The following is a 13,518-nucleotide window of genomic DNA, read 5'->3' as shown; positions in this document are numbered from 1 at the left end:
GGATAACACGAGCGACCGGCGCGGCATCGCCCGGCCGCTAGGACAGGTCCGCCGCCTCCAACTTCATGCCGGCTGCACCGAGCGGCGGACCCGCCGTGCGGATCCGCCGCCTGAAAACGGTTACATCGCGGGCACGCGGGAAATGACAATCCGGGCTACCGGATTGCGCCAGTCGAAGGTGTTTTCAGCGAGGTCGCCGATGCCGTGGATCCCGGCGTGAATATGGACATAGCCTTCGCCATCCTCCGCCGACAGGCCTTCGCCGGCGCAACCGCCACCGCCGGGAATGTCGGCGCAAAGCTCGCTGTTCGGCTCGGTGCCCGCGTCGTAGGCCGGCGAATAATGGACGGCGGACTTGTTACCTCGTGGGCCAGCCATGTCGGTCAGGCTGAAGAAGGCATCGTTGGTGGGCACCAGCATGGCGCCAAGGCTGATATGCGTGAAGGCACCCTGCGTCGGGACGGTCAAGGTCACGCTTGCTCCCGGTGGCACCGGGCCGGCACTCGCGGCCGTTTCCAGCACTGCGTCGGGCCGGGAGATCAGCAGGTTCTCCAGGGGTGTGATGTCGCCGGCCTCCGCCAATGCTTCCAGCTCGAGGCTGGCTGGTTGACCGGGGTTGAAAATTCGAAGACCAGCCTTGTGCGAGGCGAGAAGGACAGGGGTGAAGGTCTGCCCCCGGGTCAGGTTCGTGATCTCGACCCTATAACCCGGTCCGCTATCCGCCATCGCGGGGCTTGCCGCGGCGGCCATGCCGAGGGCGAGGGCTACCGATGCCAATGTCGTGAATACGATCTTGCCGCGCATTGCGACGCTCCTCCATCCGCAGGGTGGGTTCCGTCGCCGCCCGGAGCGCACACTATCGCTCGCGGATAAGGATTTGAGAAAGCAACTGTAAAGTTTCTGTAAGGGACGTCTTGACGCCCGAAGCTACTCGTCGCGCGTGAGGGTCAGGCCCATTCCCTGCAGCGAATTGCCGTTGCGGGCGAAAACGACGGTGCCGTTCGGCCCCTCGACGATGACGTCGTTGCGGCTGAGCTGGTATTCGCCGGCGAAGCGCAGGCCCATGACGTTGAAGATGACCAGCCGCTCGTCCCGGAATTCCAGCCTGGAAAGCGAGTTGGCGTCGGTGAAGGTGTAGCCGACAAGCTCCGGATCGCCGCCGGCCTCGATGGCGCGCTGCCGTTCCTCCGCGCGTGCTTCCGCCACGATGGCGGCGATCTCGTCCCGCCGTTCGCGGGCGGCCGCGACGTAGACGGTGCGCGTATCTTCCGTGGCGGTGTCCCAGCCCTTGGCGGTGTCGAGTTTCTCCTCCGCCTCTTCCAGCCCGGTTTCGGTCTCGGGCAGCGCTGCCAGCTCCCGCTTGAATTCGGGCAGCGCGGCGCGTGCCAGTTCCGTATGGCGATCCCTGGCCGCGTCGTTGAAAGATACAAGGGCGGAGCGGCTGGCGCGGCCACCGATGCTTTCCATGGTGGTGCGGAGATGATCCTCGAACTGACGCACGCCCGCCATGGTGCCGGGATAGTCGTCGAACTTGGCCGTGGCGGCCTCCAGCACGCCGTCGCCGATGTCCTTCTGCCGCTCCAGCCCGAAAGCACGGACTTCTTTGTATTGTTGCCGTGTTATGCCGCCTCTGGCCGTGTTCGCCAGGATCTTGTCGATACGTTGCGAGGCCGCCGCGTCGTTGCCGGCGCGTTCGATCATGTCCCTGGCGCGCCGGGTGATGGCAAGCTGGATCGATCGGTATTTCTCGCCGATGGCCGTTGAAAGCTCGGCTATGTCCTCGGGGGTCAACGCGGCGCCCAGGTCGCGCTGGACCGTCGGCAGCTTGCGCTGCAAGATCCGCAGGCTCCGCGTGCTGCTGTCCAGGCCGTCGATCTCGCCGCGCAAACGCGTCATGGCCGCCTTGTGCAGTGTTTCCCGGCGCGCCGCGAGCTTCGTGGCCACGCGCGGATCCTTGCCGCTGACCTCCAAGCTGCGCAAGGTGTGCAGCAGCGCACGCGACGGCCGCAGCTTCGGCATCGGCATGTTCCGCCAGGCATTCATGTCGCTGGGGTCGGCCGCGCCCAGCAGCGCCAAGTCATGCAGCAACTCGGGTGAGTCGGGCTGGGCGAGCACGTCGTCCACCGCCTGCGTCAATTCGGCCTCGCGCCTTGCCGCGCGGGCCTCGGCGCGCTGGCGCTCCCGTTCGGCGCGCTGCGCTTCCTTCTCCCGTCGCGCTTTCTCGCGGGCTTCGGCGCGCTGGCGCTTCTTTTCGGCGAGGCGGGCTGCCTTTTCCTGGCGTGCTTTTTCCCGGGCCTCCGCTTGCTCGGCGCGAGCCAACACGGTGCTCAGGCGGCCGACAAGGTTCCTTGCCGCGTTGACGAGCGCCCGGCGCTCGGCGGTCCGCCCGGCCTCGTTGGCCCGTGCGATGCACGCCTGGATGGGCGCTTCTATCGCCTTCGTATCGTCGACGGTCCACTCAAGCGGCGCGGCGCCGAAAAGGTCCCGGAACGCCTGGCCCTCGAAGGCTTTCGGAAGCCAGGCGCCATTACCCGGAATCGGGTTCCAGCGGTCCCGGACGTCGATGGTAAGCGCCCATTTCTCCAGGGCCGCGCAGTCCGGCGTTTTCACCGCGGCATGGGATGTGGATACGAAAATCGTCGTCGCCAATCCGGCGACGACGAAGATGACGGCCGATTTGAAAGCGATTTGACTGCGTCGAAACATTGCCCGCCAACCCCCGCTCTTGATTGGGACAACACACGCAAGAAACGAATAATTCTGAGAAATTATGCCATAAAATTCATGCGAATTGACTCCTTCTGAAGGCGTACTTCTTTCGTTCGAGCGAGGGTAAGGCAGGTCAGAACAACGCCATTTGCCGGGGGTCAGGCGCCGGCGGCACGAACTGCGAGCAGTCGAGGTCATAGCGATCGGCATTCAGGTTCAGCTTGCGCGCGGCGAGACGGAAGCGCTGCTGGATCAGCCGCGCGTAGTGGCCTTTCCCCTTCATGCGCTGTCCCCAATCCGCGTCGTACAGCCGGCCGCCGCGCGACTGGCGCACGAGGCTCAGGACGTGCTCCTTCCTGGCCGGGAAGTGCGTCTCCAGCCAGCCTTCGAACAGGTTCTTTATCTCGTGCGGCAGGCGCAGCAGGATATAGCCGCCGGTGTCCGCCCCGGCCTCCACGGCGGCGGTCAGGATTTTCTCAAGCTCGCTGTCGTTCAGGGCCGGGATCATCGGCGCGGCCAGGACCCCGACCGGGACGCCGGCCGCCGCCAGGCCGCGGATCGCCTCCAGCCTTCGAGGCGGCGTCGGCGCGCGGGGTTCCAGCTTGCGGGCCAGGTCGCGGTCCAGCGTGGTGACCGAGACATTGACGCGGACAAGGCGCCGGTCGGCCATCTCCCGCAGGATATCCAGGTCGCGCAGGACGGTGGCGGATTTGGTGACGATGCTCACCGGGTGCCGCGCCTCGGCCAGCACCTCCAGGACCCGGCGCGTGATCTCCAGCCGCCGCTCCACCGGCTGATAGGGGTCGGTGTTCGCTCCGAGCGTGATGACGTCCGGCTTGTAGGACGGTTTCGCAAGGTCCTTGCGCAGAAGTTCGGCGGCGTTCTCCTTCGCGAAGATCTTCGTTTCGAAGTCCAGGCCGGGCGAAAGGTCCAGGTAGGCGTGCGTCGGGCGCGCGAAGCAATAGATGCAGCCGTGCTCGCACCCCTTGTAGGGATTGATCGAGCGGTCGAAGGGAATGTCCGGCGACTTGTTCCAGGAAATCGCCGTGCGGCCGCTGTCACGCCCGACGGCGGTGGCAGGGGCGGATTCCACAGCCTCGTCGGCGGAGCCCCAGCCGTCGTCGCCATACGACCGCTGAAGCGCCGTGAAGCGCGCGCTGGCATCGTTGGCGACGGCGCCGCGCCCCTTCTTCGCCCTGTCCCGAAGCTTCTCGTCCATACCTGACAGCGTAGCTCGGGAAATCGAACGAAACAAGAACAAATGGACGGCCGGGTGACGCCGTGCTATCTGGCGCGGCATGGCCTATCTGTCCGTGGTGATACCGACTTTGAACGCGGCGGCGACGCTGCAGGCGTGCCTGGGCGCGCTGGCGGAGGCGCGGACGCGCGGGCTGGTCGACCAGCTTGTCGTGGTCGATGGCGGTTCCCGCGACGCGACAGTCGAGATTGCGCGCGCGGGCGGGGCTGTCGTGGTGGAGAGCGAGGCCGGGCGCGGGCGTCAGCTTGCCACGGGCGCCAACATTGCCGCGGGTGGATGGCTGTTGTTCCTGCACGCCGATACGGTTCTCTCGCCCGGCTGGGCAACGGCGGCGGCTGATTTTATGGCGCGGCCCGACGCGGGGCAGGCGGCGGCGGTGTTTCGCTTGGCCTATGACGAGGATTCGCGCGCCGCGCGGCGCGTCGCCGGGCTCGCCAACTGGCGCGCGCGGCACCTTGGCCTGCCTTATGGCGACCAGGGCCTCTTGATACCGCGCGAGCTTTACGAGGCGGTGGGCGGTTTCGCCGATGTGCCGCTGATGGAGGACGTCGGGCTCGTCCGCGGGATCGGGCGGCGGCGTCTTCGCATGCTCGATGCCACCGCCGTCACCTCGGCCGGGCGTTACCGGCGGGACGGGTGGTGGTGGCGGCCGGTGCGGAACTTGGCCGTGCTGTCGCTCTATTTCCTCGGCGTGCCGCCGCGCACGCTTAAAAGGTTCTATGGATGACGCTGGAGAACCATTTGGTCCTCTTCGCGCGGGAGCCGCGCCTTGGCCGGGGCAAGCGGCGGCTGGCGCGCGATGTCGGCGACGTGACGGCATGGCGCTTTCACTGGCTTGCGACGGGCCGCCTGCTGCAACGCCTTGCCGGCGACCCGCGCTGGACGACCTATCTGGCCATCACGCCCGACCGCGCCGCGGTGCGGGGCAGGGGGCTGTGGCGCACGCCGGCCCGGCTGGTGCCGCAGGGGACGGGCGATCTCGGTGCGCGCATGGAGCGGATGATGCACGTCATGCCGCCGGGACCTGTCGTGATCGTCGGCGCCGACATCCCGGACGTCCGCCCGTGCCACGTGGCGCAAGCCTTCCGTCTTCTGGGGCGCCACGATGCCGTGCTGGGCCCGGCGGACGACGGCGGTTACTGGCTGGTGGGCCTGAAGCGCCGCCCGACGGTCCGCCCGCCGTTCCAGGGTGTGCGCTGGGGCGGGCCGCAGGCGCGCGCGGATACGCTGGCGAACCTTGAGCGGCTGGGCATGTCCGTCGGCTTCCTGGAAACACTCTCGGACGTCGATACCGGCGCGGACCTGCGGTCGCATCACTGGCGGTGAGGGCGGGCGTGGGCCTGCGGCGGGCAGCCTTGCCCGCCTCGAACCGATAAGCGAAACGGCGGCCGCCAACCAAGGTAGCCGCCGTTTCCCCCCCTCCTGACACGTGCCTTACTACGCCGCGCGGACCTCGCCGAGGAAGCGGTCCACCTCGCCGCGCAGTTCCTTGGCGCCGCTCTGGAAGGTGGCGGATTCGCTGCGCAGCCTCTCGGCCGACTGGTTGGTTTCCTCCGCGATGTCGCGCACGCCGCTGATGCTCTGCGCCACGGTTTCCGAGGCCTTGGTGACATCCTCGATGTTGCGGGCGATCTCGCCGGTCGTCGCCTCCTGCTCCTGCACAGCGGAGGAGATGGCCGCGACCGACTCGTTGATGTGCTTGACGGTGTTGCTGATGCCGTCGATGGCGGAGACGGCCTCGCGCGTTTCGCCCTGGATCGCCTCGATCTGGTGCTGGATGTCCTGCGTCGCCTTGCCCGTCTGCTCGGCCAGGGTCTTCACTTCCTGCGCCACGACGGCGAAGCCCTTGCCCGCCTCGCCGGCGCGCGCGGCCTCGATCGTGGCGTTGAGGGCCAGAAGGTTGGTCTGCTCGGCGATGTCGTTGATCAGCGTCACCACCTGGCCAATGCGATCCGCGGCCGTGGCGAGGCCCTGGATCGTCTCCGTCGTCCGGACCGACTGATCGCTGGCCTGCTGGGCGATCTGCGCGGATTGTTCCGCCTGCGAGGCGATCTCCCGGACCGAGGTCGAAAGCTCCTCGGTCGCGCTCGCCACGGCCTGCAGGTTCGATGCCGCCTGTTCCGCCGCCGAGGAGACAGCCGTGGACTCGGTCTTCGTCTTGTCGGCGTGATGGCTCAGCGTCTGTGACAACTCCTCAAGCTGGCCGGAGGACGCCGCGACGTTGTCGACGACCGCGCCGACGCTTCCCTCGAAGCCATCGGCCAGCTTGTGCATGGACGCGCGCCGTTCTTCCGCCGCCTGTCGTTCCTGCTCCGCCTGCTGCTCGCGCAGGCGGTCCGTCTCCTCCATGTTGGTCTTGAAGACCTCGGTCGCGCGGGCCATCTCGCCGATCTCGTCGCGGTTGTCCACCGCCGGAATGTCGGTGTCCCGCTTGTTCTCGGACAGGCTCAGCATGGCATCGCGCAGCCTGCTGACGGGCCGCAGCACGCGGCTGTAAAGGCCGAGTCCGGCCAGAAGGCCGAGAAGTACCGCCACCGTTATCGAGATGCCGAACATCCAGGAATACATCGACACACGCGAGCGCGCGGCCTCGACCGCGCCGGCGGTTCGCTGGTCCAGCATCACGAAGAACTCGTCGATCGGCTTCATGATGCTGGCCTTGTAGGTGTGGTACTCCTCGCCAAACAGCAGCTTGCGCGCCTCCCGCAGCTCGCCGGCGCTGGCATCGCCATCGCCGACCACGCCCATGGCCTTGGTCTCCAGCTTGACGAGGCCGTCGGAGTTCGCCTGCGCCTTTTCCAGCTTGGCGAACTCGGCCTCGGTAAAGCCGGCCTCGCGCATCAACTCGCTCAGCGACACCGCCTTGCCGGTACCGCGCGGTGGCTCGCCCGTCGCGGCGACGAAGTCCCAGTAGATCCGGTTATAGCCTTTCGGCCGCGGCGCGTCCCCGTTCCGGATCGCCAGGATCTGGTTGTACATCTCCTTGAAGCGCTCATCTCCCGTCGCGACGTACGAGCGGGCGAAGCGCGTCAGGTCGTCGGAGCTTTGCCGCAACTCGTCGGCCAGCAGGTAGGAGCTGTAGCGCTGCTCGAATGCCGTTTCCAGGTCTTTCTCCGCCTGTTGGAACAGCACGAACGTGGCCACCATCGCGGCGGCCGAAAGGAAAAGGCACGCGCCGACGATCTGGGACGTGCGCGTAATGGTCTTGCTAGCCTGCATCGATCCCACCCCTTCCTAAGATCCCCTGTGCCCGCGGGACGGGCAGACATGGATTCGAACTGCCCTCTCCCGACCCGGTTCGAATTCCAATGTTTGGACACGATCAATGCAGGGGGCGAGTTAACATAAGGCTAACATTCGATAGGGCTTTATCGTACATGCCATGTATCGCGGATTCGCACGTGCCAGTGCTCCAGGTTGCGTTTGACACGCTGAATTGAACCTTTCATGTCTCTGGACCTTTAACAGCGGAGGACCTTGCTTGCACCGTGAACCGGCGGACCCGCCCCCCACGCCGCATCGGCTGGCCATGGCGCTTGGCGGCTTCCTGCCGCCGCCACGGTATCGCGTGGGTCTGCTCGGCGGCTCTTTCAACCCGGCCCACGGCGGGCACCGCTTTGTCTCGCTGCAGGCGCGGCGGCGGCTGGCGCTGGACGAGGTGTGGTGGCTGGTCTCGCCGCAAAACCCGCTGAAACCGACACGCGGCATGGCCACGCTGGCGGACAGGCTGGCCTCGGCGCGGGAGGTCATTTCCGGCCACCCCGGCCTGCGCGCCACCACCGTCGAGGCCGCGCTTGGCACGCGCTATACCGCCGACACGCTGCATGCCTTGCGGTTCCGCTTCGCCAAGGTGCGCTTCGTCTGGCTGATGGGCGCCGACAACCTGTGGCAGATCGATCACTGGGACCGTTGGACAGAAATCTTTCACACCGTGCCCGTTGCGGTATTCGACCGTCCCTCCTATTCTTTAAGTGTGACCGTGTCTAAAGCGGCACAGCGCTTCCGCCGGGCCCGGGTCCCGGAGCGCGGGGCCCCGGAACTGGCGGAGTTGACAGCGCCGGCGTGGACATTCGTGCATCAGCCGCACGATCCGCGCTCGGCGACGGCCATCCGGGCCACGCAAGGGAAGGACGTGCGCACACGTTGACGACTGACAGTTCGCACCGCCCAGGCAACGCAAGGTACTACCGCGATGTCATCGACGGGGCGGCGTGTGCGCCCGCGGGCCGTAAGCCTGCGGCAGGCGTTATCTTCCCAATTTTTCAATGGAGGTAGAGCCATACACGACGTGCAGACCGCACGACCGGCCGCTTTGGCCGGCGAAGAAACCGGGACCGGGCGGAACGACGTGCTTACCCTGGTCACGGATTCACTCGAAGACGACAAGGCCGAGGATATTGTCGTCATCGACCTGTCGCGGAAAAGCACCATGGCCGACTACATGGTGATCGCCAGCGGCCGCTCCAGCCGTCAGGTGGGCGCCATGGCCGATCACCTGCGCGAGAAGCTGAAGAACGCCGGCCAGGGCAACGCCGCCGCCGAGGGCATGGGGCGTTGCGACTGGGTGCTTGTCGACGGCGGCGACGTCATCGTGCATCTTTTCCGCCCCGAAGTGCGGGCCTTCTACAATCTGGAAAAGATGTGGGGCGGGCCGCTGGTCGAGGATAAGGGCGCCACATCCGCACTCGCCTGAGAACACCGGCGCGCGCCGGTGCGATCAAGCGGATGCCGCCGTGACAGGGCCGTTGCAGGTATGCGCATCACGCTCGCGGCCGTCGGGCGATTCCGGCGTGACTCCCTTCGTTCGCTTTACGACGACTACGCTGCCCGCATCGCCTGGTCGCTGGAGGTCAAGGAGGTCGTGGCGCGCAAGCCGGTCGAGGGCGAGGCGCTGAAGGCCGAGGAAGGCGAGCTGCTGCTGGCCGCCGTGCCGGGGGGCGCCACCCTTGTCGCGCTCGATGCTGGGGGAAAGACGCTCTCCAGCGAGGCCTTCGCCGAGAGGCTGCGGGCGTGGCGGGACACGGGCGTGCAGGATCTGGCCTTCGTCGTCGGCGGGGCCGACGGGCTGGCCGACGACGTTCTCCGCCGCGCCGACCTCAAGCTGTCGCTGGGCGCGATGACGTGGCCGCACATGCTGGTGCGCGTTCTGCTGGCCGAGCAGCTTTACCGCGCCCAGGCCATCCTCTCGGGTCACCCCTACCATCGCTAGGCAATTGGTTTCGCCGGAACATCGTTGAGTGGAAATCGCGCGCGGCCGTTTACGCCACTGTCGCCTCGGGCCGCGCTTCGCTATAAATGGGGCCCATGAGCAAGACCGACACCAAGCGACCGCGCCCCGTCGTGCTGTGCGTGCTCGACGGCTGGGCGCTGAACCCCGAGACCGAGGACAACGCCGTCGCGCAGGCCGACACGCCGGTGATGGACCGCCTGTGGCAGGCCAGCCCTCATGCCACGCTGGTCACCCATGGCGAGGATGTCGGACTTCCGGAAGGCCAGATGGGCAACTCCGAGGTTGGCCACATGAACCTGGGCGCCGGCCGCGTGGTGTGGCAGGAGCTGCCGCGCATCGACAAGGCGGTGGCCGACGGCTCGCTGGCGGATGCGGAGACGCTGCGGGACTTCATCGCGCGCATGAAGGACAGCGGCGGCACGGCGCACGTCATGGGCCTGCTCTCTCCCGGCGGCGTTCATTCGCATCAGGCGCACATCGCCGCGCTGGCCAACACGCTGGAGAAGGCGGGGGTGCCGGTGGCGGTGCATGCCTTTACCGACGGCCGCGACACGCCGCCGATGGCCGCCGCGGAATACCTGGAGCGTTTTCGCGCCGACGCGCCGGCAGCCCGGATCGCCACGGTCTGCGGCCGCTATTGGGCGATGGACCGCGACAAGCGATGGGAGCGGGTGCGCAAAGCCCATGACGTCCTCGTCGACGCCAGGGGGGAATCGGCCGCGGATGCTATTGCCGCCGTTCGGGGCGCCCACGAAAAGGGCATCGGCGACGAGTTCATCGAACCGACGGCCATCGGCCACTATGCCGGCATGGCCGATGGCGACGGCGTCATCATGGCGAACTTCCGCTCCGACCGGGCGCGGGAGATCCTTCATGCCCTGCTCGACCCGGATTTCGGCGGCTTCGAGCGTGCGCGCACCGTGCGGTTCGCCGCGCGGGCGGGCATGGTGGAATACTCCGATGAGTTGAAGACGCTGATTCCGGCGATCTTCCCGCCGCACTGGCCTGAGGACGTATTGGGCGAACTGGTGTCGCGCGCCGGCCTGAAGCAGCTTCGCATCGCCGAGACCGAGAAGTATCCGCACGTCACCTTTTTCTTCAATGGTGGCCGCGAGAAGGTCTTCGAGGGCGAGGAGCGCATACTCGTCCCGTCGCCCAAGGTCGCGACTTATGACCAGAAGCCGGAGATGTCGGCGGTCGAGGTCACCGACAGGCTTGTCGCGGCGGTCGAAAGCGGCCAGTTCGACCTTGTGGTGGTGAACTACGCCAACGGGGACATGGTGGGCCATACCGGCGACCTGAGCGCCGCGATCCGCGCCGTGGAGACGGTGGACACCTGCGTCGGCCGGCTGGTCGAATCGGTGACCAAGGCCGGCGGCTGCCTATTGATCACGGCGGATCACGGCAACGCCGACCAGATGCGCGACCCCGGAAGCGGCGAGCCGCACACCGCCCACACCAAGTTTCCGGTTCCGGTGGTGCTGGCGGGTGCGCCGGATTGGGCGGAAAGCCTGCATCCGGGTCGCCTGGCCGACGTGGCGCCGACGCTGCTGCAGCTCATGGGGCTGCCGCAGCCGCCGGCGATGACCGGCCGGTCGCTCATCGGCAAAGACAACAAGAGCGAGAGCGGGGCGTCAAAGCAACGTGTACAGGCTTAGCCTCCCGTCCTTGATCCTGGCTTTCACGGTGCTCGCACTGCTGGTGACGCCGGTTGTCGCCCCGGCGCAGATGGGCGGCCGCTCGGCCGAGGAGATCGAGAAGGAGGCCGAGGCCGACCGCGCTCGTGCCCAGGCCCTGCGCCGCAAGGCGAACGTCCTGTCCGAGGAGGTGCGCGCGCTCAAGGCCGAATCGGTCTCGGTCGCCCGGCGCACGCAGGACCTGGAGGCCGACCTTTCGGCGGTGGAGGAGACGCTGGCCTCGCTGCAGGCGGAGGAGACGGCCAAACAGAAGGAGCTGCGCGACCGCAGGGCCCAGATGACGGAGACCCTGGCCGCCTTGCAGCGTATCGCCGTGCAGCCGCCGGAGGCCCTGGCGGTGGCGCCGGGCTCGCCGATGGAAGTGGTGCGCGGCGCCATGATGCTGCGCGTTGCGGTGCCCGCCATTGAGGGGCGGGCGGCCCGCCTGCGCGGCGATCTGGAGGAACTGGCGAAGCTGCGCCGCGACATTGAGGAACAGCGAGAGACGATGCGGGCGACGGCCGCGAAGCTGGCCGAGGAGCGCCGCCATCTCTCGACCCTGCTGGACAGGAAGAAAGAGCTGCGCGCCCGCACGGCGGCGCAGTCCGAGGCCGCGGCAAGGCGCGCCGACAAGCTGGCCGAAGAGGCCGCCGACATGCGCGAGTTGCTGGCCCACCTGCGCCGGCAGGCGGAAATCCGGGCCGAGGCGCTTGCCGCCCGCACGCCCAAGCCGCCGGAGAAGCCCGCCGCGCCCTCGGAAAGCCAGGGCGGTGCCTCGACGGCCGGGACGGCGGCGACACCCGATACGAGCCAGGTGGCGCGCCTGAACCGTCCCCCGGATATTCGGGCCTTTCCCGGGAACAAGGCGTCGCTGCGGATGCCGGCGCGCGGGCGCGTCGTGACCCGCTATGGCGAGCGGGTGCGCCGGGCGGGAGGGCCGACGGAATCGCGCGGGATCGCCATCGCGACGCGGCCGGCGGCACAGGTCGTCGCGCCCTATGACGGGCAGGTGGTCTATGCCGGGCCGTTCAAGGGGTACGGGCGCATCTTGATCATCGAACACGGGCAGCGATATCATTCCCTGCTGGCCGGACTCGAGCGCATCGATGCGATCGTGGGCCAGTGGGTTCTCGCTGGCGAGCCCGTGGGCGTGATGGGCGGCTCCCAAGGCCAAAATCCGGAACTGTACGTGGAACTCAGGCGCACGGGGCAGCCGATCAATCCGCTGCCGTGGCTGGCGCAAACCGGCGACAAGGTACGAGGCTGATGCGTAACATGCGACTGGCGACCCTGGCGGCCGCCGCCCTGATTGCCCTCTCTCCCGCGGCAGCCGTGGGCCAGGACAATGGCAACGGCGACCGTTCGGAGACTTACAGGCAACTCAAGCTGTTCGGGGACGTGTTCGAGCGGGTTCGCTCCGACTATGTCGAGAAGGTCGGCGACCAGGAACTGGTCGAATCCGCGATCCGCGGCATGCTGAGCGAGCTGGATCCGCATTCCAGCTATCTCAGCAAGGACAACTTCCAGGACATGCAGGTCCAGACGAAGGGCGAGTTCGGCGGCCTCGGCATCGAGGTGACGATGGAAAACGGCCTGGTAAAGGTCGTCTCCCCCATCGACGACACGCCCGCCGCCCGCGCCGGGGTCCAGGCCGGCGACCTGATCGTCGCGCTCGACGACGAGCCGGTCATGGGGCTGACGCTTGCCGAGGCGGTGGACAGGATGCGCGGCAAGGTCGGGTCCGACATCAAGCTGACCGTCCAGCGCGGCAGCAAGGAACCCTTCGACATCACGATCACCCGCGACACGATCACCATCGAGTCGGTGCGTTCGAAGGTGTTCGGCGGCGTGGGCTACCTGCGGATCACCACATTCAACGAACAGACGCAGCCCGGCGTCGAAGAGCAGATCGCCAAGATGCGGAAGGAACTGGGCGACGACCTGCAGGGCTATGTTCTCGACCTGCGCAACAATCCCGGCGGCCTGCTGGAGCAGGCGATCTCGGTGTCGGACAGTTTCCTCGACAAGGGCGAGATCGTCTCCACCCGTGGCCGCGACGCGGAAGACAGCCAGCGCTACAACGCGGAAGCCGGCGATCTCACCGACAGCGCGCCGCTGGTGGTACTGATCAATGGTGGCTCCGCCTCCGCCTCGGAGATCGTGGCCGGCGCGCTGCAGGACCATCGCCGCGCCATCGTCATGGGCACGCGCAGCTTCGGCAAGGGATCGGTCCAGACGATCGTCCCGCTGCCCGGTCATGGCGCCATGCGTCTGACGACGGCCCGCTACTACACGCCCTCCGGCCGGTCCATTCAGGCCAAGGGGATCGAGCCCGACATCCAGGTCAAGCAGGCCAACGTCGAGGTCGTCGAGCAGCCGAACGGGCGGCGCGAGGCCGATCTGCGCGGTGCGCTGGGCAATGACGGTGCCGGCCCGCCACCCGAGAACGAGGCCGAGGAAGGCAATGGCGAGGACGCCGACGGCGAGACCGATCCCGCCGACCAGCAGGCGGCACAGCTTCGAGAGGACTATCAGCTCTCGCGCGCCGTCGATCTTCTGCGTGGATTGACCCTGTTCGGCCAGCGGGTCACCAACTAATCGGCCGGTCGGGCAGGAGGCCTGAGCAGTGCGGGCAGGACGCAACC

Annotated in this window: 12 protein-coding genes; 8 read left to right on the top strand and 4 right to left on the bottom strand. The window is 67.6% G+C overall.

All coding sequences use genetic code 11. From position 1 onward, the window contains the following. Window positions 1–120: 120 nt before the first annotated feature. The 3 genes from DRB17_RS14555 to DRB17_RS14540 form a co-directional block, all read right to left on the bottom strand. On the bottom strand, window positions 121–804 hold the full coding sequence (locus tag DRB17_RS14555; RefSeq protein WP_114582949.1) for a spondin domain-containing protein: 684 nt from the start codon (window positions 802–804) through the stop codon (window positions 121–123). A 123-nt stretch (window positions 805–927) separates the two neighbouring features. Continuing rightward, a complete protein-coding gene (locus DRB17_RS14550; protein ID WP_153242377.1) occupies window positions 928–2,706 on the bottom strand; it encodes a hypothetical protein in 1,779 nt (592 codons plus the stop codon). 136 nt (window positions 2,707–2,842) lie between these two features. Then, complete coding sequence (locus DRB17_RS14540) at window positions 2,843–3,928, bottom strand: PA0069 family radical SAM protein (protein ID WP_114582946.1); 1,086 nt, start codon at window positions 3,926–3,928, stop codon at window positions 2,843–2,845. Window positions 3,929–4,007: 79 nt separating this feature from the next. Here DRB17_RS14540 and DRB17_RS14535 point away from each other — a divergent pair, with 79 nt between their 5' ends. Both DRB17_RS14535 and DRB17_RS14530 read left to right on the top strand, forming a co-directional pair. Continuing rightward, window positions 4,008–4,694 carry a TIGR04283 family arsenosugar biosynthesis glycosyltransferase gene (locus DRB17_RS14535; protein WP_114582945.1) on the top strand — a complete coding sequence of 229 codons (687 nt, stop codon included), beginning with the start codon at window positions 4,008–4,010 and terminating at the stop codon, window positions 4,692–4,694. Then, on the top strand, window positions 4,691–5,293 hold the full coding sequence (locus DRB17_RS14530; RefSeq protein ID WP_114582944.1) for a TIGR04282 family arsenosugar biosynthesis glycosyltransferase: 603 nt from the start codon (window positions 4,691–4,693) through the stop codon (window positions 5,291–5,293). The genes DRB17_RS14535 and DRB17_RS14530 overlap by 4 nt, the downstream gene beginning before the upstream one ends. Window positions 5,294–5,404: 111 nt before the next feature. On the opposite strand, the gene DRB17_RS14525 is transcribed toward DRB17_RS14530, so the two are convergent. Then, window positions 5,405–7,186 (bottom strand): methyl-accepting chemotaxis protein, encoded by a 1,782-nt coding sequence (locus tag DRB17_RS14525; protein ID WP_114582943.1) that lies wholly within the window; start codon window positions 7,184–7,186, stop codon window positions 5,405–5,407. A 262-nt stretch (window positions 7,187–7,448) separates the two neighbouring features. Here DRB17_RS14525 and DRB17_RS14520 point away from each other — a divergent pair, with 262 nt between their 5' ends. The 6 genes from DRB17_RS14520 (at window position 7,449) to DRB17_RS14495 (ending at window position 13,471) form a co-directional block, all read left to right on the top strand. Then, complete coding sequence (locus DRB17_RS14520) at window positions 7,449–8,114, top strand: nicotinate-nucleotide adenylyltransferase (protein WP_338322701.1); 666 nt, start codon at window positions 7,449–7,451, stop codon at window positions 8,112–8,114. A 201-nt stretch (window positions 8,115–8,315) separates the two neighbouring features. Next, complete coding sequence (rsfS, locus tag DRB17_RS14515; protein ID WP_241503850.1) at window positions 8,316–8,660, top strand: ribosome silencing factor; 345 nt, start codon at window positions 8,316–8,318, stop codon at window positions 8,658–8,660. A 60-nt stretch (window positions 8,661–8,720) separates the two neighbouring features. Beyond that, window positions 8,721–9,176, top strand: coding sequence for a 23S rRNA (pseudouridine(1915)-N(3))-methyltransferase RlmH (rlmH, locus tag DRB17_RS14510; protein ID WP_114582940.1), 456 nt, complete (start codon window positions 8,721–8,723; stop codon window positions 9,174–9,176). A 95-nt stretch (window positions 9,177–9,271) separates the two neighbouring features. Next, entirely contained in the window at window positions 9,272–10,855 is a 1,584-nt protein-coding gene (gpmI, locus tag DRB17_RS14505) for a 2,3-bisphosphoglycerate-independent phosphoglycerate mutase (RefSeq protein WP_114582939.1), read from the top strand. Next, a complete protein-coding gene (locus tag DRB17_RS14500; RefSeq protein ID WP_147274918.1) occupies window positions 10,842–12,140 on the top strand; it encodes a murein hydrolase activator EnvC family protein in 1,299 nt (432 codons plus the stop codon). The genes gpmI and DRB17_RS14500 overlap by 14 nt, the downstream gene beginning before the upstream one ends. After that, a complete protein-coding gene (locus DRB17_RS14495) occupies window positions 12,140–13,471 on the top strand; it encodes a S41 family peptidase (RefSeq protein ID WP_114582937.1) in 1,332 nt (443 codons plus the stop codon). The genes DRB17_RS14500 and DRB17_RS14495 overlap by 1 nt, the downstream gene beginning before the upstream one ends. Window positions 13,472–13,518 lie beyond the last annotated feature (47 nt).

Origin of the sequence: Ferruginivarius sediminum (genome assembly GCF_003344765.1) — a bacterium.
In the GTDB taxonomy this organism is placed as follows: domain Bacteria; phylum Pseudomonadota; class Alphaproteobacteria; order Kiloniellales; family Rhodovibrionaceae; genus Ferruginivarius; species Ferruginivarius sediminum.
This window is presented reverse-complemented; position numbering and strand designations above follow the sequence as displayed.

Bases quoted from the DNA above. Each gene is read 5' to 3' on its own strand.
- DRB17_RS14540 (WP_114582946.1), bottom strand. From the start codon at position 3,928: ATGGACGAGAAGCTTCGGGACAGGGCGAAGAAGGGGCGCGGCGCCGTC.
- DRB17_RS14550 (WP_153242377.1), bottom strand. From the start codon at position 2,706: ATGTTTCGACGCAGTCAAATCGCTTTCAAATCGGCCGTCATCTTCGTC.
- DRB17_RS14535 (WP_114582945.1), top strand. From the start codon at position 4,008: ATGGCCTATCTGTCCGTGGTGATACCGACTTTGAACGCGGCGGCGACG.
- DRB17_RS14555 (WP_114582949.1), bottom strand. From the start codon at position 804: ATGCGCGGCAAGATCGTATTCACGACATTGGCATCGGTAGCCCTCGCC.
- DRB17_RS14530 (WP_114582944.1), top strand. From the start codon at position 4,691: ATGACGCTGGAGAACCATTTGGTCCTCTTCGCGCGGGAGCCGCGCCTT.
- rlmH (WP_114582940.1), top strand. From the start codon at position 8,721: ATGCGCATCACGCTCGCGGCCGTCGGGCGATTCCGGCGTGACTCCCTT.
- DRB17_RS14525 (WP_114582943.1), bottom strand. From the start codon at position 7,186: ATGCAGGCTAGCAAGACCATTACGCGCACGTCCCAGATCGTCGGCGCG.
- DRB17_RS14495 (WP_114582937.1), top strand. From the start codon at position 12,140: ATGCGTAACATGCGACTGGCGACCCTGGCGGCCGCCGCCCTGATTGCC.
- gpmI (WP_114582939.1), top strand. From the start codon at position 9,272: ATGAGCAAGACCGACACCAAGCGACCGCGCCCCGTCGTGCTGTGCGTG.